The sequence below is a fragment of the Ruminococcus sp. genome (assembly GCF_016287535.1).
Classification (GTDB): domain Bacteria; phylum Bacillota; class Clostridia; order Oscillospirales; family Ruminococcaceae; genus Ruminococcus.
The window spans coordinates 17,740-39,566 of record NZ_JAEFAJ010000031.1 but is presented as its reverse complement, the minus strand read 5'-3'; the positions used below and the strand labels follow the sequence as shown (position 1 = coordinate 39,566).

Genomic DNA, 21,827 nt, shown 5'->3' with positions numbered 1-21,827 from the left:
ATATGCGCTACGCAATAGACCCTACAAAGATACACAACGAGCTTGGCTGGCTGCCTGAGACAAAGTTCGAGGACGGCATAAAGAAGACTATCAAGTGGTACCTTGAGAACCGCGAGTGGTGGGAGACTATCATCAGCGGCGAGTATCAGAACTACTATGAGAAAATGTACGGAAACCGTGCAGAGGTGTGAGGAATGAAAGCATTCCTCACAGGCGTGGGCGGACAGCGAGTCTGTGATACAAAATATCTCTATGTTAAGCTTGATATAACAGACGTGAAAGCAGTTGATAAGGCGATATCAGAGATAAAATCTGATATTGTCATACGCTGTGCTGCATGGCAGGACGCACTTGCAAGATATTTAAAGGAGATACGGTAATGGGACAGATAACAGTTGAGAAAAATGTCGGCGGGATCGAAGGCCTTTGTGTAATAACTCCTGCTGTACATGGAGACAGCCGAGGCTATTTCATGGAGACCTACAGCCAGAGAGATATGGAAGAAGCCGGCATTGATATCGTATTTGTGCAGGACAACCAGAGCTGCTCCACAAAGGGAGTGCTGAGAGGACTGCACTTCCAGAAGCAGTACCCTCAGACAAAGCTGGTGCGTGTTATAAAGGGAAGAGTGTTCGACGTAGCGGTCGACCTCAGAAGCGGAAGCGCGACCTACGGAAAGTGGTACGGAGTTGAACTCACCGAGGAAAACAAGAAGCAGTTCCTGATACCAAAGGGATTTGCACACGGTTTCCTCGTGCTCACTGATGTGGCAGAGTTCTGCTACAAGTGTGATGATTTCTATCATGCCAACGACGAGGGCGGACTTGCATGGAACGATCCGTCAATAGGGATAGAGTGGCCTGAGCTCACAGGTGAATATAAAGGCAGCGCTGACAGTGAGGGATATTCTCTCGCGGATGGAACAAAGCTCAATCTTTCCGATAAGGACAAGAAGTGGGATACCCTTGGTAATACTTTCAGGTTCTGAAAATAAAGCCTCTTGAAGAGGCTTTATTTATAAATATCTAATACTTGTTTATGCTACTTTCTGAATAATAAAACGAAAAGAAGGAATGCCAGTGAATGTCGGAAAAAATGCAATAATACTTGCAGCAGGATTCGGAATGAGAATGGTCCCTATCAATACCATGTATACAAAAGGAATGCTCAGGGTCAATGATGAACCGCTTGTAGAAAGACTTATCTGTCAGCTGCATGAAGCAGATATAAGGGAGATATACATAGTTGTCGGCTTTATGAAAGAGGAATATGAATATCTCGTTGACAAATACAATGTCAAGCTCATCGTTAACAGGCATTATATGGAAAAAAACAATCTTCACAGCCTGAGACTCGCGGAAAAGCATTTAGGAAACAGCTTCATCATTCCATGTGATGTCTGGTGCGGCGAAAACCCGTTTATTGAGGAATATAACGAGTCATGGTACATGGTGAATGATCTTGTGGATGATGACAGTATCCTGAGACTTAACAGAAAAAATCACCTTAATGTTATTGGTAAAAATTCCGCAGGAAACGGTATGATCGGAATATCATATATAGCTGAAGAAGATGCAAAGTGGCTGGTCGGGGAAATAGAACAGCTTTGCAGCGATCCTGTATATGATGACAGCTTTTGGGAACAGGCTCTTATAGAGAATGACAGGATGAGAATCAAAGCAAAAGTTGTCCATTCGGCACAGTATGTTGAGATTAATACCTATGAACAGCTGAGGGAGCTTGACGAGCATTCCGATCAGCTCAAATCAGATGCGATCCTGACAATCTGCAAGGTGCTTGATGCCGAGCAGGCTGAAATAACTGATATAACCGTTCTGAAAAAAGGAATGACCAACAGGTCGTTTCTGTTTAACTGCAATGGAAGCAGGTATATAATGCGTATTCCCGGTGAAGGAACTGACAGGCTCATTAACCGTAAAGAAGAAGCAGAGGTATACAATCTTATAAACGGGACCGGAATATGTGATGAGATCACATATATAGACCCTTCAAACGGATATAAAATAACCAAGTTCATTGAAGACGCAAGAGTATGTGATCCTGATAATTATGACGATCTTGTAAAATGCATGGAGAAGCTGAGAGCTTTCCATAATTTAAAACTTTCAGTTGGACACAGATTTGATATCTTTGAGAAAATAGATTTCTATGAATCACTTTGGAAACATGACAGATCTATATATAAGGATTATGAAAAAACCAAGGAAGGAGTATTGCTCCTGAAGAAATATATTGATTCTCAGCCCAAAGATGAGTGTCTGACGCATATAGATGCCGTACCTGACAATTTCCTTTTTACAGGCGATGATGTGCGTCTGATAGACTGGGAATACTCCGCGATGCAGGATTCTCATGTGGATATTGCGATGTTCTGTATTTATGCCCTTTATGACAGGGAACAGGTAGACCGTCTTATAGATATTTATTTTGAAAACAACTGCAGCGGCGCGGTAAGGAAAAAGATATACTGCTATATCGCTGCTTGTGGACTGCTTTGGAGCAACTGGTGCGAATACAAGCTGGATCTCGGTGTGGAATTCGGCGAATATTCACTTTGTCAATACCGATACGCGAAGGAGTATTTCAGGATCGCATCAGAGGAATAATCCTGAAAAGGAGAAATAGAAAATGAACTATGTTGAACGCGCTGTGATCATGGCAGCAGGTCTCGGAAACAGAATGAGACCCATCACGTATAAAACGCCTAAGCCTCTTGTAAGTGTCAATGGCGTAAGGATGATAGATACTGTGATACAAGGGCTTCATCATAATGGGATAAAGGAGATATTTGTGGTAGTTGGATATCTTAAAGAACAGTTTAAAGACCTCGAAAGAGAATATGAGGGACTTAAACTTATAGAGAATCCTTACTATGATGTCTGCAATAATATATCGTCTCTTTATGTGGCAAGGGAACACATAGAGAATTCGATAATACTTGACGGCGATCAGATAATCTACAATGATGAGATACTCAGACCTGAATTTGAAAGGTCAGGGTATAACGCAGTGTGGACTGACGATGAAACAGATGAGTGGCTCATGACGGTCAGGGACGGTATTGTCACTGGCTGCAGCCGCTGCGGCGGAAAGCACGGATGGCAGCTCTACAGTATTTCCCGCTGGAGCAGGGCTGATGGTAAAAGGCTCAGAAAGCATCTGGAAGAGGCGTTTGCCGACGAGAGTAAAAGACAGCTCTACTGGGACGACATTGCCATGTTCGTTTATCCCGAAGAGTATGAGCTTGGGATCATGCCGATGAAAAAAGGCGATATTATTGAAGTGGACAGCATTGAGGAACTGATAGATATCGATAAAAGTTACAAAGGAGTATTGAAAAATGAAGTCATCATCTAAAGGAAAGATTGACTGGCTGATCACACTCGCACCATTTATCATTATTATGACATTAGCCGGAATCCTTTTTGCATTTCCAGAAAAATCAAATGAAGTTATCAGCGATGTGCGTTATTTCTTCGGAGATACGCTTGGATTGTACTATCTTGCAATGGGCGTCGGAGTCCTGGTAATATCCATTTACCTTTCATTCTCAAAGTACGGCGACATCGTTCTCGGTGAGCCGCATGAAAAGCCTAAGTATTCTTTTTTTGCGTGGGGAAGCATGATGTTTACCTGCGGACTTGCCGCAGACATCCTTTTCTATTCATTCGCGGAATGGGTAATGTATGCAACTAATCCTCATGTTGCTGATCTCGGTCCCATAACTGAGTGGGCAGGTGTATTTCCTCTGTTCCACTGGAGTTTTATCCCATGGGCTTTTTATCTTGTACTTGCTGTTGCGTTCGGATTTATGCTTCATGTAAGAAAGAGAAGCCGTCAGAGATATTCGGAAGCCTGTCGTCCTGTTATCGGAAAACACGCTGACGGACTTCTCGGCAGAGTTATTGATCTCTTTGCACTTTTTGCGCTGCTTGCCGGAACAGCTACTACTTTCAGTGTTGCAACGCCCCTTATGGCAAGTATAATAGTCAAGCTGTTCGGTATCACGATAAGCCGTACCGCTGTTACGATCATCATACTGCTCATAACCTGTGCGGTATATACGTATGCTGTCCTTCATGGTTTCAAGGGAATAAGCATACTTGCGAAGACGTGTATATTCATGTTCTTCGGATTGCTGATCTTCATACTTCTGATCGGCGGTCAGGGAAGATTCATTATAGAAAACGGATTCCAGTCACTCGGTAAAATGTTCCAGAATTTTATTGAGCTGTCCACATACTGTGATCCTGTGCGTGAAAACAATTTCCCGCAGGACTGGACTATCTATTACTGGGCATACTGGATGGTATGGTGTATTGCCGCGCCTTTCTTTATAGGCAATATCTCAAGAGGCAGAACGGTAAAGCAGACACTTCTCGGAGGCTATATTTTCGGTGTAGGTTCAACTATCGTAAGCTTCATCGTTCTCGGAAACTATTCACTTGGTTTACAGGCTGCAGAAAAAGCAGACTTTATACAGCAGTATAATGACAGCGGCGATCTGTATGAGCTTATACTCAATATAATAGATACAATGCCGTGCGGCAAGTTCATACTGGTAGTAGTGGTGCTGACTATGATAGCGTTCTATTCAACATCATTTGATTCGATCGCATATACCGCTTCATGCTACAGCTATAAGAATCTTGGCGAAGACGAGCACCCAAATAAGTTCATAGAGCTTTTATGGTGCATACTGCTTATCGTTCTTCCGATAGCTCTTGTATTCTCGGAAAGCTCAATGAACAATATCCAGTCAGTAAGCATTATTTCCGCGTTCCCGATCGGTATAATCATGATAGTTATGATATGGAGCTTTATGAAGGATGCAAAGAAGTACAGGCAGGAGCTTGAAGAACCTGAAGGCGTAAAAACAGCAGCTTCCAAAAAACAGAAGAAAAAGCACTGACAAGTGCTTTAAGAATAACAGAAAAAGAGGTACATAATATGGCATCAATTCTTTTGGCAGGCGGAGCCGGATATATCGGTTCACACACAGCAGTTGAGCTCTTGAACGCGGGCTATGATGTTATAGTTGCGGACAATTACTCAAACAGTTCGCCGGAAGCTATAAGGCGTGTTGAAAAAATAACAGGCAGAAATGTTAAGTTATATGAGCTTGATATCAAGGATACCGCAAAACTTGCAGAAGTTTTCAAAGAGAACAGGATAGATGCGGTCATCCATTTTGCAGGTCTCAAGGCTGTTGGTGAGTCTGTTCAGAAGCCTGTTATGTATTATCGCAACAATATCGACACTACTCTTTCTCTCCTTGAAAATATGGAGAAATACGGCGTAAAGAACATTATATTCTCCTCAAGCGCAACTGTTTACGGTGAGGCGAATCCTGTGCCGTATCTGGAAACAATGCCCCGCGGTGCCTGCACTAATCCTTATGGCTGGACAAAGTCAATGATGGAGCAGATCTTTGAGGACGCCGCAAAGGCTGACAGGGAGCTTTCTGTTATACTGCTTAGATATTTCAATCCTATCGGTGCCCATGAATCCGGTATGATAGGAGAGGACCCGCAGGGTATTCCTAACAACCTTATGCCTTATGTGTCTCAGGTCGCAGTAGGAAAGCGTGAATGCCTTACAATTTTCGGCAATGATTATCCTACTCATGACGGTACCTGCACCCGTGACTATATCCATGTGGTGGATCTTGCCAAGGGACACGTAAAGGCTATCGACTATATACTCGGACATAACTGTGTTGAGATATTCAATCTCGGCACCGGCACTCCGTACAGCGTAACTGAGATAGTTGACACCTTCGAGAAGGTCAATAATATAAAGGTCAATCATGTATACGGTGCAAGACGTGAGGGCGATCTTGCCGAGTGCTATGCAAATGCCGATAAGGCATGGAAGGTGCTTGGCTGGAAGACTGAAAAAACTCTTGAGGATATGTGCCGCGATTCATGGAACTGGCAGAAGAATAATCCTGACGGATATAAAAAGTGATACTTGACTCGGACGATCGTCCGAGTTTTCTTTTGCTTGATTTTTACTGTCCGGTGTGATATACTAAACATAAACTGAATGGCAATAAATATCATTTTTATGCATAGATTTATGGTGTGATACTGTATTTGTCAAAACGGAGTGATAAATAATGGAAAAGAGTGAATTCAGAAAAAATGCAGAGGATATGATATATCTGACCGCCTGTGCTGTAAATAACAGAAAACCGTCTCAGGAGCGTATCGCCGATCTTGACCTGCAAAAGCTCTTTGAGGTTTGTCAGGAACATATACTTACTGCCTGCACAGCGTATGTTCTTGAATCTGTTGGTATAAAGGACAATGAGTTTACACAGGCGAAGGAGAAGGCGGTAAGAAAGAATATTCTTCTTGATGCGGAAAGGAAAAAGATACTTGATCGTCTGGAAACAGAAAAGATATGGTATATGCCGCTCAAAGGCTGCATATTGAAAAAATGGTATCCCAAGCTCGGTATGCGGCAGATGTCGGATAATGATATACTGTTTGATATAAGCAGACGCAGTGATGTGCGGAGCATCATGAAAGAGTTCGGATTCAGCCTTAAAGCTGAACGGGTAGCTGTTGACGAATATGTGAAAGCACCCATGTTTAATTTTGAGATGCATGGCGAGTTGTTTATGGAGTATCAGGTCGGGGCTATGGCGGATTATTACAGCAGTATCAAGGAAAGAATGATCAAGGATGATGACAATGAATACGGATATCATTTCAGCAATGAAGAGTTCTACCTGTTTATGCTCGCACATGAATACAAGCATTTTACGAGAGGCGGTACAGGAGTGCGTTCCCTTGCGGATACGTATATTTTCCTCCGGAAGTTCGGTGATTCCCTTGACTGGGATTACCTGAATGCCGAGCTGGAAAAAATGGGCATTGCTGATTTTGAGCGAAGCAACAGGGAGCTTTCACTGAAAGTTTTTTCAATGGAGGAGCTGACCGCAGAGGATAAAAAAAATCTTGATTATTATGTTATGTCCGGCACTTACGGAACACAGGAAAACTTTGTTGTAAATGCGATGAAATCCGAAGGCGGAGGGTCAAGGGCGAAGTATTTTATTTACCGTTTTTTTCCGCCGGTCAGATATCTTGAAGGCTCGGTTCCGTGGGTAAGGAAAAGCAAGCTGCTTATTCCTTTTGCTTATGTTTACAGACTGCTTAGAGGAATTACAGTGAGCCGGAAGAGTTTTATGAAGGAATTCAAGTATCTCGGAAGAAAAAAGAAAAAATAAGAGCTGCTTAAATGATACCGGAGGGAACAATATGAGAGGATACTGTATGTACCTGCGAAAGTCGAGAGCCGATATTGAAGCTGAATCACGCGGAGAAGGCGAAACACTCTCCCGCCATCATGCAATGCTTGCAGAGCTTGCGGAACGTCAGGAACTGAATATAGAACAGATATATAAGGAGATCGTAAGCGGAGACAGTATTGCTGCGAGACCGCAGATGCAGGCTCTACTTGCAGACGTTTCAGACGGAAGATATGCAGGTGTTCTTGTAGTAGAGATAGAACGTCTTGCAAGGGGAGATACCATAGATCAGGGAATAGTTGCGCAGGCGTTCAGGGAATCGTCTACAAAGATAATAACTCCGTCAAAAACATATGACCCTGATAATGAATTTGATGAGGAATACTTTGAGTTCTCATTGTTCATGAGCCGGCGTGAATATAAGACTATAAAGCGGCGTATGCAGAACGGCAGACTGGCTTCTGTCAAGGAAGGAAATTATATTGGCTCCGCAGCGCCATACGGGTACAGGAAGACAAATCCTGAGCCCAAGGTGCATACTCTTGAAATGATCCCATCAGAATCAGAGACAGTAAAGCTTATATACAAGCTTTACCTTGACGGCATGGGAACTAAATCCATTGCGGATGAGCTTAACCGTATTGGTATCAGTCCTCAGAAAAAACGTCTCTGGGAATCTCCCAGCATAAAGAAAATACTGTCAAATCCTGTATACTGCGGCAAAGTCGGCTGGAAGACAAGATCCAACGGTGATACGCTGTATAACGGGATACATGAGCCTGTCATAAGCGAAGAGATATTCCGGTCAGTGCAGGAAAAGAAAAGGTCCTGTCCTGCCGTTCAGCTTCGCACTAATGACAGGCTTCTCAACTATTACCACAATGTACTTTTTTGTAAGAACTGCGGACATCAGATGAAGAGACGATTTACAGCGAAAAGCGGCAGTGAGCATATTCTGTGCGTATACAATGAGTGCAGAGGGAAAACCGTAAGCTCTGCTTTTGAAGCTGTGGACGAGGCGGTCATAGCGGCTTTGAGATATCGCGTAAAGCTGCTTGAAAGACTAAAATGGGAAGGCAATGAAAAAAGCTCAGACGAGCCTGACGAAAAAGCGCTTCTGAACGCGGAGCTTGAAAGAGCGAGAAGGCAGAAGGAAAGGCTGTATGATCTGCTGGAGCAGGAGGTTTACGATATAAACCTGTTTCGTGAGCGTTCAGAGATCATCACTGAAAAGATAAAGAAAGCGGAAACGGCTTTAAAAGAGCTTGAATCTGTTCGGGAGCCTGAGAAGCCGCAGTCAGGTGAAGCTGTTCAAAGCATTGAGAGTATTTTAGAAAGGTTCAGTGATGCGGGACCTGAAGAAAAAAACAGACTGCTTCGCGCAGTCTTCAGGAAGATATATTACAGCAAGAACAAAAGGACGTACAGGAACAGACCTTATTCAGATCTTGAACTGACCGCGGAATTCATTTGAGCATTATGTACATCATGGATACTGTATCAAATTACAATATCCGGTAAATATAAAAAATCCGGATCCCAGAATGGCAAAGGTTATTATATCGCAGCTCGGAGGTCTATACACCATAAAGATACAGTTTGAATTCAGAGAATTAAAATGGCGGTAAATAGACGATCCTGATAGTCATAGCCTTTCTGTCAAATGTAATATGAGAAATGATTCCTCGAAGCATTGTATTCTTGTCATTCGCAGAGATATCATCTGACATGATCTTATCCATAACTTCAGCCGCTTTCATTTTAAAGTCTGCCGCCGCTGCTTCCTGAGCCGGCTGCGGAACAGCAGATTCAAGCTCTGAGATACGGCTCTGAATACGCAGCTTTTTCGTGCCGTATTCTCCGATAGTATCAATGCCTGATTCAAAAGCTGCTTTTATGCGTTCAAGCTTTTTGTATTCCTTTTCAAGCAGAACAGCATTGATATTGCCGGCCTGAGCCGCGGACTCCTTAGGTGCAGCGAATGTAATATCGGAATCGCCGATATCAGCTTTCAGCCGTTCAATAACAGCTTCATTCATTTTTGCAATCGTAATACTGTGAGAGGTACTGCACTGACCTCTTGCGTATTTGTGACATTGCAGGGAAGTTCCTTTAACTGCCTGTACAAGAGTTGAGCCGCAGTCTGAACAGCGGCATAATCCCCGCAGCATAAAGTCTGCCGGTTTCTGCTGTGCGCGGCGTACATATTTTTTCCTCTGTTCTTTCAGACGATCATTTGCTTCTTTATAGAGCTTTTCACTTATAATCGCTTCATGCTTTCCTTTGACAATAACAATATCCTCAGATTGATGAAAACGATCGGCGCTGTCACGTCCGTTTGGGTTCCGGCGAAGCTTTCCGAGATAAGCCGGATTGGTAAGGATATACTCTATTGTTCTGTTTTCAAATAGATTTCCCTTTGCGGAACGTATCCCCATTTCATTAAGCTTCATTGCGATTCTGCGTATTCCTGTTCCTGAAGCATAATCTTCAAAGATCATTCTTACGATAGGAGCAGTTTCGTCATTCGGAACAAATACACCGTTGCTCATTTTATATCCGAAAGGCGGTCTGGAAACCACTCCTCCCCGTGAGAATTTCTCATTCATGCCTCGTTTTACTTCTTCGGCAAGGTTTATGGAGTAATATTCGTCCATAGCTTCAAGCAAAGCCTCTATGAGTACAGAAGTCTTATCCCCGCCGATATTCTCCGAAACGGAGATCACATCTATTCCGCATTGTTTGCGTAGCATGGACTTATATACGATACTGTCCTCACGGTTACGCGCAAATCGGGAGAATTTCCAGACCAGTATCATATCAAAAGGCTTGGGCTTTGTTTTGGCAAGCGCAGTCATTTTCATGAATGCCGGACGTTTTTCTGCCTTGCGGCCGCTGATACCCTCGTCAATAAAAATGAAATCGTCACAGATGTGTATACAGTTTTGCCGGGCGTATTCTTTTATTTTTCTGATCTGGCTGTCAGGGGAGAATTCAAGCTGGTCATCAGTTGAGACCCTGATATATGCAGCTGCGTTTTTTTTCGGCATGGGCTTTCCTCCTTTTTATGAATCCTGTAGAAAACAGAAAATTAGTATAACGGACAGGCAATTCGGCATAGGTTTGTATGCGGGGTGATTTAATGGCCGGAAAGATCAAAGCGCTGCCGTCTGTAATCGTTATGCCTGACAGCAGCGAAAAAGAACTGGATTCATTATCTGATGAACAGCGTGAGATCTGGGATTCTGAGGTATGTCAGCGGATAGGAAATGCCATAAGAGAGCAGTATGCCGGCTGTATACAGGAATGGAACATATTTGCAGAAAAAATGACATCATAATTTTCAGGAGACGGTACTGTTTCGTAAAGCGGTATCGTCCTTTTTTATTTGAAGCAGCATCTGTGAATGTTTTTCGGTTATAGAGATAATCTATACAGAATAATAATCCTTTCGTATTGGACAAAAACCTATGGGTATGGTATGATTAATTCACAGAGAAAAACCAAGGAGTGAGAAGAACATGAAAAATTACAGACATATCACCAACTCGGAGCGAATGCGATGTTTCAGCTGATCTGTCCGAAGAAATGATAAGTTTTTAAATATGAAAGGTGATAAATATGAATAATAAAATAAAATTTGTTTCTATAGCTGCGGCTTTATCGCTGCTCACAGGCTGCGGAGCCTTCAACAATGCCTCAAACAATAAAACGGAATCTACAGATGTCCCTACCTTCAATGAGACTGCCGAGAAAGCGTCGGAGGAAAAGGACTGCTGCAAGGACGGAGACAAGGAATGCTGCAAGGACGGCGTGGCTGACTGCTGCGGCGACAGTGCGGAAGCTGTACTCGGAGCTCCCGAAAAAACAGATATAAACATCGGCTACCTCAACTCAACGGCGCATCTCCTCGCGTTTGTTGCACAGGAGGAGGGCTACTTCAAGGAAGAGGGACTTAAAGTAACACTTACGCAGTTCTCCAGCGCTGCTGAGCTTGTAAACGGACTGGAGTCCGACAAGCTTGACGTTGCGTTCATCGGTTCTGTACCAACACTCACATTCCAGAGCCAGGGACACGATGTTTCAATTTTCGGCGGCGCAATGACAAACGGTCACGGCTACGTTATCAAGTCCGAGTTCGCAGACAAGGACGAGCTTGGCGTTGAGATACTCAAGGGCAGAAATGTCGCTTCTGTAAAGAACAGCGTTCAGGACGCGGAACTTCAGATACTTCTGAAAAATGCACATATAGAGATAGGCGAGGGTGATGACAAGGTAAATATCGTTTACTTCGACAGCCAGAAGGACGCTTATGCTGCACTTCTTAACAGCTCTATCGACGCTGCTTCCGTATACTCGCCCTATGCTTCCCTCGCAAAGTCTCAGGGCTACAAGGTAGTTTACTACTGCGCACATGAAAAGGCACTTGAAAACCAGCCATGCTGCCGTCAGGTTGCCAAGACATCGGCTCTGAGCAGCAATCCAAATACATTTACTGCTGTCGAGAGGGCATTCATCAAGGCTTATCACTTCACACAGTCCGATCATGACAAGACCATAAAGGACGTCAAGAAGTACATCGACATTGACGAGGAGTTCATAGACACAGAGGTATACGGCGGATACAGCGTATCAAGCCCCGATCCTGACAAGCAGGGTACTCTCACACTCAAGGATACTATTATAGAACTCGGATATACGAACGATTACGACATTGAGCCCTACTACAACACAGACATCTACAAAAAGGCTCTTGACAGTATCCTGACTGAGAACTCCGATGATATCTATAAATCGTTAGAGGAGCATTTCAATGACTACGAATAAGATAGAGATAAAAGATCTTACTGTAAATTACATAGAGAACAAGCGCAGCTTCAACGCACTCCATGACGTTTCGTTCGGCGTTGCTGACGGCGAATTCGTAAGCGTTATCGGTGCAAGCGGCTGCGGTAAGTCAACTCTGCTCAGTGTCCTGGAGGGGCTTTATGCCCCTGCCGGCGGCACGGTTCAGATAGACGGCAAGGAACTTCACGGTACAGGTACAGAAAGGGGAGTAGTATTTCAGCATTATTCACTTTTTCCGTGGATGACCACAAGGAAGAACATCGAGTTCGGCATCAAGCAGTCCCGTCACGATGTCAAGCGCAGCGAACGCGCTAAGATAGCTGACGAATTTCTCACAAAGGTGGGACTTACAGGCTTCGGCAATAAGTTCCCATCACAGCTTTCAGGCGGTATGCAGCAGCGTGCGGCTATCGCAAGAGCCCTTGCAATGGATACCGAGATACTTCTCATGGACGAACCCTTCAGCGCTATCGACGCAAAGAATCGTGTTATCCTTCAGGAGCTTCTTCTCAAGCTCTGGGAGGGCGACGGCTCAGAGCCCCGCAAGACAGTTGTGTTCGTGACTCACGACATAGACGAGGCAATACTGCTCTCGGATAAGATAGTAGTTCTCACAGCTCATCCGGGTACAGTAAATGAAGTTGTGAATGTTCCCTTTGACCGTCCACGCAGACGTGAGGATCTTGTAAAGACCGAAGAATACGGAAAGTTCCGAAACAGACTGCTCTCACTTCTATACAATGATATTGCCGAGCGTATCGGCGGAGATGAGGTGGTACTATGACGCTGAAAAAACGCTACCTCCGCATCACGCATCTGCTGTTCATAGCGCTACTGCTCATACAGCTGCTTCCCGACAGGTCAACAAAGGAAGTATTCACAGGCTCTCTCGTTACATTTGCTGTGGGACTTGAAGTCATCGTACTTGCAGCCTCATCATTCATCAAAAAAGAAGAAGCGCTTTCTCTTCTTCTTGATATTACAGGATTTGTATTCGTGCTTTTAGGAGTATGGTCACTGGCTACGGCGAAATACAATATCCTCAACGACCTGCTTTTCCCTGCACCCGGTAAGGTGATACACCAGTTCACCGAGGACAGGTCGGCTATATTCACAAATATAGTAAGCTCTCTTGGAACGACAATAAAGGGATTTCTGCTTGCAGCTGCCGTTGCGATACCGCTGGGACTTTTCATAGGCTGGAGCGCGCGAGTGGGCGGAGCTGCCACATATATCACAAAGTTTTTCAGCTCAATACCGCCAATAGTTTACATTCCCTACGGAATCGCACTTCTCCCGACATTCAAGTCGGTTTCCGTATTCGTTATATTCCTTGCTACATTCTGGCCTGTATTCGCAGGAACGATGAGCGGAGTTCTCGGCGTAGACAAGAAGATAATCGACTCGGCAAAGGTACTGAATGTGAGCAAGCCGGAAATGCTGTTCAGAGTTATACTTCCTGCGTCACTGCAGCAGATATTCTTGGGCTGCAATCAGGGTCTGAGCGTATCATTCATACTTCTCACATCTGCGGAGATGATAGGAGCACGTGACGGAATGGGCTATTATGTAAAGTATTACTCCGACTTCGGAGACTACACACGTACTATCACAGGACTTCTTGTTATCGGTTTCGTGGTAATCGCAGTTACATTCCTGTTCAACAAGCTCCAGAATCGTCTTTTAAGGTGGAAGAGGTAAATATGAAATATAAGATGTTAAAGCCGAAGAGCGATGATTGTTCGTTCTTTGGCTTTTTTGTTTGTGGTACTCTATACCTCTTTACCTCTTTACCTCTTGCACTCTTTCTCCCTTTCCCTCTTGCTTTATATACTATGCAATGTGCTTTAGCGATTTAAACCATTCAAGAGTGCAAGAGAGAAAGAGGGAATGTGTGTTAGGAGTCCCCCTTGTCCACCAAATGCATCGATGCCAGAACGGGACGCCGAGGGCGGCGTCCCCTACAAGCTAATGGCTAATGACTAACGGCTGTATCTGCAAAATCTACAAAGACTATAAGAATAATAGGATAAAACTATAACTATCGCCGAATATAGTCTGAGACTATTGACATTGAAGGGGATAGGTGCTATAATACATATAGTTCCGATAGGAATACAGAGATTTGATAAAAAGGAGTGCTGAACATGAGAACTAATATGATGTGCTGTATGCAGTATTGTTGTATGAACATATCAGACGATATCCGTATTCTGCATACTTATGCTCAGCGATGTTGCGTCATCTCCTGACTTTAAGCGAGTAAATAGTTACGCGCAGAATGCGAATGTCATTCTGCGCATTTTTATGTTTCGGAGGATTTTATGGTCAATGAAAGAGAGAGCGTTACAGCTAAGATATGCGCGTTCGTGAGAGCATGGCATTCCAACCGTTCGCGCCATAAGATATACGATGACTACCTTGCCTATGATATGCTGGGTAAGGATGAATACGACAGCATATACGAGCTCATCAGCAGCGGACTTGACGGCTCGCAGCAGTTTTCCCGTGAGGACACGGAACAGATAATCAGCGAATATTTCGCTCCGATACCGCTGTCGAGGATACACTTCAACGAGAGCAGGCTTGCGGACTTCGCAAAGGAAAACGGGAAAGTCCAGTACGTTATCTGCGGTGCGGGCTCGGACACATTTGCGTTCCGCAATGAAAACGAGGACATCGAGATATTCGAGACAGATCATCCCGATACTCAGCGCTACAAGCTTGAAAAGATACGGGAGCTTGAATGGAATATCCGCTCCAACGTACATTATGTACCTGTTGATTTTGAGAAAGAGCGAATGTGCGACAAGCTCCTTGAAGCTGGATTCGATCCGGCGAAGAAGACATTTTTCAGTATACTGGGAGTTACCTATTATCTGACTCTTGATGTATTTACAGACACGCTGAAACAAATGGCTGAGCTTTCGGCTCTCGGCAGCGAGCTTGTGTTTGATTATCCTATAAAAACCGGAGAATTTCCACGGAGAGTCGAAAGACTTGAACTTATTACAGAAGCACTCGGAGAGGTCATGCGCGGCGGCTATGATTACAGTGAGGTCTCACGCGCACTCTACGGACTCGGCTTCCAGATAGACACATATATGCCGCCCGAAAAGGTGCAGAGAGAGTACTTCGACGGACGACATGACGGGCTGAAAGCATTTGAAAACGTGAGCCTGATATCGGCTACCTACACCGCAGGCTACGATTATGAATAATTCGGAATTCTTAATGCGGAATTCGGAATTATAGTATCGTTGACAGATTCGGCGTGTAGGGGGGCGATACCTACATCGCCCCGTCAAATAAAATGTAATACCAGCGGGCTGATGTGGGTGACTCCCTGCTGTGCAGGGAGATGTCCGCAGGACAGAGGGTACGGGTGCCTGTTAGGCATCAGCCCCTACAAAGGAAACTTGTAGGGAACGGCGTCCTCGACGTCCCGCAATGATAAGGAGAATAATTATGAGTAATTTTAAAAATACAGAAACAGCACTTATTCACGGAGGCATATCCATTGACGAGCGCACAGGCGCAGTAAATGTGCCGATCTATCAGACTTCCACATACAAGCAGGACGGTCTCGGAAAAATGCGCGGATACGAATATTCACGCACGGGCAATCCTACCCGTGAGGCTCTCGAAGCTCTTATCAGAGATCTTGAAGGCGGCTATGCAGGTTTCGCTTTCGGTTCGGGAATGGCAGCTCTCACAGCAGTTCTCAGTCTGCTTCACAGCGGCGACAGAGTGCTGATATCAAGCAATGTTTACGGCGGTACATTCCGACTGCTGAGCAAGGTCTTTGACCATTTTGACTTCACCTATACCATTGCGGACACTGAGCACCCGGAGGTTTTTGAGAACCAGATCACTGACGATGTAAAGGCAGTGATCATTGAGAGCCCTGCAAATCCTCTGATGACAATTACCGATATCAGGGCGATCGCGGAGGTATCACACAGACACGGACTTCTCGTTATCGTGGACAACACCTTCATGACGCCGTATTTGCAGAAGCCCCTTGAACTGGGCGCAGATATCGTCGTTCACAGCGCTACAAAGTACCTCGGCGGCCACAGCGACGTTGTATCAGGACTTGCAGTTGTGAACTCAAAGGAGCTTGCAGAGAAGATAGCTTTCATTCAGAATTCAACAGGCGGAGTTCTCGGACCCTTTGACTCATTCCTACTTATCCGCGGAATAAAAACTCTTGCGGTCCGCATGGACAGACACGTTGAGAACGCTGAAAAAGCTGCGGAATATCTCTCCGCGCACAAGGCTGTGAAGAACGTCTACTACCCCGGACTCAAAAGCGACAAGGGCTATGAGACAAACCGCAGACAGGCTAAAAACGGCGGTGCTATGATCTCTTTCGAGCTTCACGAGAACTACGATATAAATACTTTCTTCGAGAGCCTTGAACTTGTTTCTCTTGCTGAAAGCCTCGGCGGCGTAGAGTCCCTCGTATGCCACCCCGCAACCATGACACACGCTTCCATTCCTGCCGATGTACGCAAAAAAGTAGGTATCACGGACGGACTTATCCGCCTTTCAGTCGGTATTGAGTATATTGAAGATATTCTTGCGGATATCGAACAGGCTATTGCAAAATCCGAGAGAAAGTGAGATAATAGATATGAGATACTATGATTCAATGCAGGCGCTCATCGGAAACACTCCGCTGGTAAGACTTGGAAATATAGTCAGAGCGGAGGGCGTGAACGTGTTCGCAAAGCTTGAGCTCTGGAATCCATCCGGAAGCGTCAAGGACCGCACGGGTCTGTACATGATAAACGACGCTGAGAAAAAGGGGATTCTGAAAAAGTGCGGCACTATCGTTGAAGCTACCGCAGGCAATACAGGACTTGGAATAGCTTTTGCGGCACTCAACCGCGGCTACAAAATCATTTTTGTAGTACCCACAAAGTTTTCGGCTGAGAAGCAGTCTCTCCTCAGGGCGCTTGGTGCGGAGGTAGTCAATACTCCCCGTGAGCTCGGTATGCTCGGTGCAGTCGCAAAGGCAGAGGAGATAAAGGCTCAGATACCGGATTCCATATCGCTGGAGCAGTTCAAAAATCAGAGCAATCCGCTTGCTCACTACGAAACAACAGGACGAGAGATATACGAAGCTCTCGACGGCAGGATAGACTATGTTGTGGCAGGCGCAGGAAGCGGCGGCACTTACACGGGTATACTCCGCTATATCAAGGAGAGGAACCCACAGACAAAGGGCATACTTGCAGATCCCGTTGGTTCGACTATGGGCGGCGGAGAGCACGCCGACTATAACATTGAAGGTATCGGCAATGACTTCGTCGCAGAGACTATGGATATGTCACTTGTAGATGATGTTATAAAGATGAACGACGACGAGGCGTTTTCGACTGCGAGACTGCTTGCCAAAACTGAGGGTATTATCGCAGGCTCGTCTTCTGGAGCAGCTATGGCAGCGGTGCTGAAGCTTGTAAAAAGCGGCGCAAAGGGCAATATCGTAACGGTATTTCCCGACCGCGGCGACCGCTATTTCAGTACAGGATTATTCGATTAGTAGGGGCGGATGCCCACATCCGCCGGCATATCCTCAAACGAGAGAGAATAAAACGGAGGTAAACAATGACTTTACAGCAGCTTAAATACATACTCGCAATATCTTCAACAGGCTCAATGAACAAGGCGGCGGAGCAGCTTTACGTGTCCCAGCCTTCCCTTACATCATCGGTGCAGGAGCTTGAAAAGGAGATAGGCATAAAGATATTCAACCGCAGCGGACGCGGTGTTACCCTTACAAACGACGGTGCGGAGTTCGTTCAGTATGCCCGTCAGGTTGTGGGACAGTTTGACGTGCTTTCAGAGAAATACAGCGGCAAGGGCAATGTCAAGAAGAAGTTCGGAGTATCCACACAGCATTATTCCTTTGCTGTAAAGGCATTCGTGGAAATGGTCAAGGAGTTCGATACTGCTGAGTACGAGTTTGCAGTTCGTGAGACAAAGACGGCGGAGGTCATCAGCGATGTTGCGACTATGAGGAGTGAGATAGGAATTATCTACCTTAACGACTTCAACCGCAAGTCCATAACAAAGCTGCTCCACTCAAACGGTCTTGAGTTCCATACGCTGACAAAGTGCAGCCCTTATGTTTACCTCTGGAAAGGTCATCCCCTTGCAAATGAGAAGAAGATAACCTTCGGGCAGCTTGCAGACTATCCCTGCCTTTCCTTTGAGCAGGGTGACAACAGCACCTTCTATCTTGCCGAGGAGCTGCTCAGTACAGCCGACTATCAGCGCACAATCAAGGCAAACGACCGTGCGACCATGCTCAATCTGATGATCGGTCTGAACGGCTACACTCTTTGTTCTGGAATCATATGCGAGGAACTCAACGGCGATGATTATATTGCTGTGCCTTTTGAGGACGAGTCCGACGAGGTAATGGAAATAGGCTATATTACACTGAAAAATGTCATTCTGAGTGAAATGGCGGAAATATATATCCGTGAGATAAAAGCATATCTTCATATAGATTGAGCCTATAGCTCCGCATAAAAGTCCTGTATTGGACAGAATATGCGGATAGGTGTATAATCAATACATACTAAAATGATAGGAGAACTGTTATGACAGAAGTATTATGGCTCGGACGCGGCGGACAAGGTGCATTCACTGCTGCAAAGCTGCTCGGAGCAGCATATACCATAGATGATGATAACAAGTACGCACTCGCTTTTCCGTCGTTCGGTCCGGAACGCCGCGGAGCACCTGTAAGAGCCTTCACTAAGCTGGATACAAAGCCTGTAGTTGACAGGAGCCAGACCGAAAAGGCAGACTATATCGTTATAATCGACGATACTCTATACAGCCCTCAGCTGCGGGAACTTCTGAAACCTACAGGAAAGATGATCGTGAACTCTAAAAAGGATATCAGCGGAGCTCTTACTTACGACGCTGACAGCATAGCAGCCGGATTCAGACTTCCCACTGCAAACACAGTAATGTTCGGAATTCTTGTGGGACTTTCGGGAATAGTTTCATCAGATGAAGCAGTTGAGGCTATTAAAGACTATATGCCGGCAAAAATACAGGAGCGCAACATAAACGCACTTCTTAAAGCTGTGCAGGAGGTGGCGGAATGAGACCTTACATCAGAGAAAAAAAGGACTTCAAGTTCAGTGAAGTTCCTGAGAATACGTCCTTTGAAGCAGGCTACCTCACCACGGTCAACAGCGGCTGGAGAAGCATCAGACCTGTTATTGATACCGCGAAATGCGTTGGCTGCGAACAGTGTTACCTCTACTGTCCTGACGGAGTTATTGCAATCAATGACGGCAAGGCAGCAATTGATTACGACTTCTGCAAGGGCTGCGGAATATGCGCGAAAATTTGTAAGATAAAGGCAATAGAAATGGAGGCGGAGCGCAAATGAGCAGGAAATTCTTATCAGGCAACGAGGCATTTGCCGAGGGTATACGCCTTGCGCGTCCGCAGGTCATTTCGGCTTACCCCATAACCCCGCAGACCATTGTCGTTGAGCGGCTTTCGGAAATGGTGGAGGACGGCAGCCTTAATGCCGAGTACGTACACGTTGAGTCAGAGCATTCCGCGTTGTCATGCGCTATCGGTGCAAGTGCCGCAGGTGCGAGAGCCTTCACGGCGACCTCCTCGCAGGGACTTCTTTACATGGCAGAATGTCTCTACTACGCAGCAGGCGGACGTTTCCCGATAGTAATGATGAACGCCGACCGTTCCACAGCTCTTCCGTGGAATATCTACGGCGACCAGCGAGACAGCCTTTCACAGCTTGACAGCGGCTGGATACAGGCTTATGCGGAAAACGCACAGGAAGCTCTTGACCTTGCGCTGATGAGCTATAAAATTGCCGAAGATAAGCGGGTACAGACTCCCTATATGGCAAATCTTGACGGTTTCGTCCTCACTCATACTTATGAAACAGTAGATATCCCCACTCATGAACAGGCAGACAAGTTCCTGCCGCCCTACGAGACCGACAACCGTATAGATTTTGATAACCCTAAGAATATGGCGTTCTCGGCAGGTCCAGATACAAACTATATCTTCAAGTACAAGGAGCACAAAGGACTGCTTGCGGCGGCTGATGTCATCAGGGAGACCGAAAAGGAATTCGCTGAGATATTCGGCAGGCGTTACACAGGTCTGACGGAGAATTACCGTACCGATGACGCTGACTACATCATCGTTACTCTCGGAAGTATCGCAGGGCTGTGCCGCGAAACTGCGGATAAGCTCCGTGAAAACGGCGTAAAGGCAGGGGTTGTCCGCATACGCTACATGAGACCGTTCCCGAATAAGGAAATTGCCGATGTTCTGCGAAATGTCAGGGCATATGCAGTTCTTGAAAAGGACATCAGCTTCGGCAACGAAGGCACAGTTTTTACCAATGTGAACTCCGCACTGAAAAAGGCAGGAGCAGAAGTAAAGGGATACAATTTCGTCGGCGGTCTCGGCGGAAGAAATATCTCCGCCGACGATATTGAAAACATTTATACAAGCATCGCAAATGGCACGGAAAGTGTGAATTTTATAGGCATAGGAGGCGAGGACAATGGCAAATAAGGTTGCAGACAGTATCTCACGTGAAGAGTTTTTTTACGGACACAAGGCGTGTGCGGGCTGCGGCGGAAGCCTTGCTGTAAGAGCTGCACTGAAAGTCCTCGGACCAAATGCTGTATCGGTGCTCCCCGCAGGCTGTATGTCGGCGGTAGGTTTTAATTTTCCACAGCTTTGCTTCTCAAACAATTCCATAATCTCCACCTTCGCAGGAACAGCTTCCATGCTTACGGGAGTTGAGGCAGGTCTACGCGCAAGAGGGTACAAGAACTTCACGGCAGTGGGCTTTGCAGGTGACGGCGGTACAGCGGATATCGGTATACAGGCTCTTTCGGGAGCTATCGACCGCAACGACAACATCATATACATCTGCTACGACAACGAAGCCTATATGAATACTGGCATACAGAAGAGCGGTCTCACGCCTTTCGGCGCCAAGACCACCACTACTCCTGCAGGAAAGAATATCCATGGTAATATCCGGCCCAAGAAGAATATGTTCGAGATAGCTGCGGCGCACGATATCCCGTATGCGGCAACTGCGAGCGTGGGTTACATCTACGACTTCATACAGAAGGTGCAGAAGGCTTCACAGATACAGGGGACAAAGTATATCCACGTCATCGCGCCATGTCCAACAGGCTGGGGAGTTGCTCCCGACGAGACAGTGGATATAGCAAAAGAGGTAGTTGACTGCGGACTCTGGTATCTTGCGGAGTACGAAAACGGTTCATTCAGGCTCAATCATAAGCCCAAGGAATTTACAGACGTTTCGGCTTACCTCAAAAAGCAGGGACGCTTCAAGCACCTTACAGATGAGGATATACAGATAATTGCAGCTTCCCGTGACAAGAAGTGGGAGTATATTAACAAGAATTTTGAGTTGTAATTTACGGGGCGATGTAAGCAGTGTGCTTATATAGAAGTTTAGGAATTCAGCGAAATAATTTGCTTAGCGTATGAACGGGATCCCAAAGGCAGAGCCTCTGGTCGCTGTTCCCAGCTTTAAAAGAACAGCGAAACTAAACGAAGGCGCCCTGCAAGAGAGGGCGTCCCTGAACAATATAATTATAGTTATAAGAATTGGTTATAGCTCATCATAAAAGTATGG

At 45.6% G+C, this 21,827-nt stretch carries 21 protein-coding genes and 1 pseudogene; 21 read left to right on the top strand and 1 reads right to left on the bottom strand.

From position 1 onward, the window contains the following. The 9 genes and pseudogenes from QZZ36_RS10935 to QZZ36_RS10895 form a co-directional block, all read left to right on the top strand. Window positions 1–191, top strand: a pseudogene (locus tag QZZ36_RS10935) (dTDP-glucose 4,6-dehydratase); the annotation flags it as partial. 3 nt (window positions 192–194) lie between these two features. Further along, entirely contained in the window at window positions 195–380 is a 186-nt protein-coding gene (locus tag QZZ36_RS10930; protein WP_295081378.1) for a sugar nucleotide-binding protein, read from the top strand. Then, window positions 380–988 carry a dTDP-4-dehydrorhamnose 3,5-epimerase gene (gene rfbC / locus QZZ36_RS10925; protein WP_295081376.1) on the top strand — a complete coding sequence of 203 codons (609 nt, stop codon included), beginning with the start codon at window positions 380–382 and terminating at the stop codon, window positions 986–988. The genes QZZ36_RS10930 and rfbC overlap by 1 nt, the downstream gene beginning before the upstream one ends. Window positions 989–1,079: 91 nt before the next feature. After that, window positions 1,080–2,627, top strand: coding sequence for a phosphotransferase (locus QZZ36_RS10920; RefSeq protein ID WP_295081374.1), 1,548 nt, complete (start codon window positions 1,080–1,082; stop codon window positions 2,625–2,627). A gap of 22 nt (window positions 2,628–2,649) precedes the next feature. After that, entirely contained in the window at window positions 2,650–3,378 is a 729-nt protein-coding gene (locus QZZ36_RS10915; RefSeq protein WP_295081372.1) for a phosphocholine cytidylyltransferase family protein, read from the top strand. Then, on the top strand, window positions 3,362–4,933 hold the full coding sequence (locus tag QZZ36_RS10910; protein WP_295081369.1) for a BCCT family transporter: 1,572 nt from the start codon (window positions 3,362–3,364) through the stop codon (window positions 4,931–4,933). Before QZZ36_RS10915 ends, QZZ36_RS10910 begins: the two co-directional genes overlap by 17 nt. Window positions 4,934–4,971: 38 nt before the next feature. Next, on the top strand, window positions 4,972–5,991 hold the full coding sequence (gene galE, locus QZZ36_RS10905; RefSeq protein WP_295081367.1) for a UDP-glucose 4-epimerase GalE: 1,020 nt from the start codon (window positions 4,972–4,974) through the stop codon (window positions 5,989–5,991). A gap of 151 nt (window positions 5,992–6,142) precedes the next feature. Further along, complete coding sequence (locus tag QZZ36_RS10900) at window positions 6,143–7,261, top strand: nucleotidyltransferase family protein (RefSeq protein WP_295081365.1); 1,119 nt, start codon at window positions 6,143–6,145, stop codon at window positions 7,259–7,261. A 31-nt stretch (window positions 7,262–7,292) separates the two neighbouring features. After that, the gene (locus tag QZZ36_RS10895; RefSeq protein WP_295081363.1) at window positions 7,293–8,756 is read left to right on the top strand and encodes a recombinase family protein; all 1,464 of its coding nucleotides are present in this window, start codon (window positions 7,293–7,295) and stop codon (window positions 8,754–8,756) included. A 139-nt stretch (window positions 8,757–8,895) separates the two neighbouring features. Here the strand turns inward: QZZ36_RS10895 and QZZ36_RS10890 are convergent, their stop codons facing one another. Continuing rightward, window positions 8,896–10,332, bottom strand: a complete 1,437-nt coding sequence (locus QZZ36_RS10890) for a recombinase family protein (RefSeq protein ID WP_295081361.1) — start codon at window positions 10,330–10,332, stop codon at window positions 8,896–8,898. A gap of 92 nt (window positions 10,333–10,424) precedes the next feature. Here QZZ36_RS10890 and QZZ36_RS10885 point away from each other — a divergent pair, with 92 nt between their 5' ends. The 12 genes from QZZ36_RS10885 to QZZ36_RS10830 all read left to right on the top strand — a co-directional run bounded on the left by QZZ36_RS10885 (window position 10,425) and on the right by QZZ36_RS10830 (window position 21,605). After that, window positions 10,425–10,622: a hypothetical protein gene (locus tag QZZ36_RS10885; protein WP_295081358.1), complete on the top strand. Its 198-nt coding sequence runs from the start codon at window positions 10,425–10,427 to the stop codon at window positions 10,620–10,622. Between the two features lie 281 nt (window positions 10,623–10,903). Continuing rightward, window positions 10,904–12,109: an ABC transporter substrate-binding protein gene (locus QZZ36_RS10880; RefSeq protein ID WP_295081356.1), complete on the top strand. Its 1,206-nt coding sequence runs from the start codon at window positions 10,904–10,906 to the stop codon at window positions 12,107–12,109. Beyond that, complete coding sequence (locus QZZ36_RS10875; protein WP_295081354.1) at window positions 12,096–12,914, top strand: ABC transporter ATP-binding protein; 819 nt, start codon at window positions 12,096–12,098, stop codon at window positions 12,912–12,914. Before QZZ36_RS10880 ends, QZZ36_RS10875 begins: the two co-directional genes overlap by 14 nt. After that, window positions 12,911–13,831 carry an ABC transporter permease subunit gene (locus QZZ36_RS10870; RefSeq protein ID WP_295081352.1) on the top strand — a complete coding sequence of 307 codons (921 nt, stop codon included), beginning with the start codon at window positions 12,911–12,913 and terminating at the stop codon, window positions 13,829–13,831. Before QZZ36_RS10875 ends, QZZ36_RS10870 begins: the two co-directional genes overlap by 4 nt. 623 nt (window positions 13,832–14,454) lie before the next feature. Beyond that, on the top strand, window positions 14,455–15,351 hold the full coding sequence (locus QZZ36_RS10865; protein WP_295081350.1) for a class I SAM-dependent methyltransferase: 897 nt from the start codon (window positions 14,455–14,457) through the stop codon (window positions 15,349–15,351). Between the two features lie 247 nt (window positions 15,352–15,598). Further along, window positions 15,599–16,759, top strand: a complete 1,161-nt coding sequence (locus tag QZZ36_RS10860; protein ID WP_295081348.1) for an aminotransferase class I/II-fold pyridoxal phosphate-dependent enzyme — start codon at window positions 15,599–15,601, stop codon at window positions 16,757–16,759. Between the two features lie 10 nt (window positions 16,760–16,769). After that, window positions 16,770–17,681 carry a cysteine synthase family protein gene (locus QZZ36_RS10855; protein WP_295081346.1) on the top strand — a complete coding sequence of 304 codons (912 nt, stop codon included), beginning with the start codon at window positions 16,770–16,772 and terminating at the stop codon, window positions 17,679–17,681. A gap of 65 nt (window positions 17,682–17,746) precedes the next feature. Beyond that, a complete protein-coding gene (locus QZZ36_RS10850) occupies window positions 17,747–18,658 on the top strand; it encodes a LysR family transcriptional regulator (RefSeq protein ID WP_295081344.1) in 912 nt (303 codons plus the stop codon). Between the two features lie 89 nt (window positions 18,659–18,747). Next, the gene (locus tag QZZ36_RS10845) at window positions 18,748–19,263 is read left to right on the top strand and encodes a 2-oxoacid:acceptor oxidoreductase family protein (RefSeq protein ID WP_295081342.1); all 516 of its coding nucleotides are present in this window, start codon (window positions 18,748–18,750) and stop codon (window positions 19,261–19,263) included. Continuing rightward, window positions 19,260–19,553: a 4Fe-4S binding protein gene (locus tag QZZ36_RS10840; RefSeq protein ID WP_295081340.1), complete on the top strand. Its 294-nt coding sequence runs from the start codon at window positions 19,260–19,262 to the stop codon at window positions 19,551–19,553. Before QZZ36_RS10845 ends, QZZ36_RS10840 begins: the two co-directional genes overlap by 4 nt. After that, the gene (locus tag QZZ36_RS10835) at window positions 19,550–20,722 is read left to right on the top strand and encodes a transketolase C-terminal domain-containing protein (protein ID WP_295081338.1); all 1,173 of its coding nucleotides are present in this window, start codon (window positions 19,550–19,552) and stop codon (window positions 20,720–20,722) included. The genes QZZ36_RS10840 and QZZ36_RS10835 overlap by 4 nt, the downstream gene beginning before the upstream one ends. Continuing rightward, a complete protein-coding gene (locus tag QZZ36_RS10830; protein ID WP_295081336.1) occupies window positions 20,712–21,605 on the top strand; it encodes a thiamine pyrophosphate-dependent enzyme in 894 nt (297 codons plus the stop codon). Before QZZ36_RS10835 ends, QZZ36_RS10830 begins: the two co-directional genes overlap by 11 nt. Window positions 21,606–21,827 lie beyond the last annotated feature (222 nt).

Bases quoted from the DNA above. Each gene is read 5' to 3' on its own strand.
- QZZ36_RS10865 (WP_295081350.1), top strand. From the start codon at position 14,455: ATGGTCAATGAAAGAGAGAGCGTTACAGCTAAGATATGCGCGTTCGTG.
- QZZ36_RS10840 (WP_295081340.1), top strand. From the start codon at position 19,260: ATGAGACCTTACATCAGAGAAAAAAAGGACTTCAAGTTCAGTGAAGTT.
- QZZ36_RS10835 (WP_295081338.1), top strand. From the start codon at position 19,550: ATGAGCAGGAAATTCTTATCAGGCAACGAGGCATTTGCCGAGGGTATA.
- rfbC (WP_295081376.1), top strand. From the start codon at position 380: ATGGGACAGATAACAGTTGAGAAAAATGTCGGCGGGATCGAAGGCCTT.
- QZZ36_RS10895 (WP_295081363.1), top strand. From the start codon at position 7,293: ATGAGAGGATACTGTATGTACCTGCGAAAGTCGAGAGCCGATATTGAA.
- galE (WP_295081367.1), top strand. From the start codon at position 4,972: ATGGCATCAATTCTTTTGGCAGGCGGAGCCGGATATATCGGTTCACAC.
- QZZ36_RS10915 (WP_295081372.1), top strand. From the start codon at position 2,650: ATGAACTATGTTGAACGCGCTGTGATCATGGCAGCAGGTCTCGGAAAC.
- QZZ36_RS10860 (WP_295081348.1), top strand. From the start codon at position 15,599: ATGAGTAATTTTAAAAATACAGAAACAGCACTTATTCACGGAGGCATA.
- QZZ36_RS10890 (WP_295081361.1), bottom strand. From the start codon at position 10,332: ATGCCGAAAAAAAACGCAGCTGCATATATCAGGGTCTCAACTGATGAC.
- QZZ36_RS10930 (WP_295081378.1), top strand. From the start codon at position 195: ATGAAAGCATTCCTCACAGGCGTGGGCGGACAGCGAGTCTGTGATACA.
- QZZ36_RS10900 (WP_295081365.1), top strand. From the start codon at position 6,143: ATGGAAAAGAGTGAATTCAGAAAAAATGCAGAGGATATGATATATCTG.
- QZZ36_RS10910 (WP_295081369.1), top strand. From the start codon at position 3,362: ATGAAGTCATCATCTAAAGGAAAGATTGACTGGCTGATCACACTCGCA.
- QZZ36_RS10830 (WP_295081336.1), top strand. From the start codon at position 20,712: ATGGCAAATAAGGTTGCAGACAGTATCTCACGTGAAGAGTTTTTTTAC.
- QZZ36_RS10885 (WP_295081358.1), top strand. From the start codon at position 10,425: ATGGCCGGAAAGATCAAAGCGCTGCCGTCTGTAATCGTTATGCCTGAC.
- QZZ36_RS10875 (WP_295081354.1), top strand. From the start codon at position 12,096: ATGACTACGAATAAGATAGAGATAAAAGATCTTACTGTAAATTACATA.
- QZZ36_RS10870 (WP_295081352.1), top strand. From the start codon at position 12,911: ATGACGCTGAAAAAACGCTACCTCCGCATCACGCATCTGCTGTTCATA.
- QZZ36_RS10880 (WP_295081356.1), top strand. From the start codon at position 10,904: ATGAATAATAAAATAAAATTTGTTTCTATAGCTGCGGCTTTATCGCTG.
- QZZ36_RS10855 (WP_295081346.1), top strand. From the start codon at position 16,770: ATGAGATACTATGATTCAATGCAGGCGCTCATCGGAAACACTCCGCTG.
- QZZ36_RS10845 (WP_295081342.1), top strand. From the start codon at position 18,748: ATGACAGAAGTATTATGGCTCGGACGCGGCGGACAAGGTGCATTCACT.
- QZZ36_RS10850 (WP_295081344.1), top strand. From the start codon at position 17,747: ATGACTTTACAGCAGCTTAAATACATACTCGCAATATCTTCAACAGGC.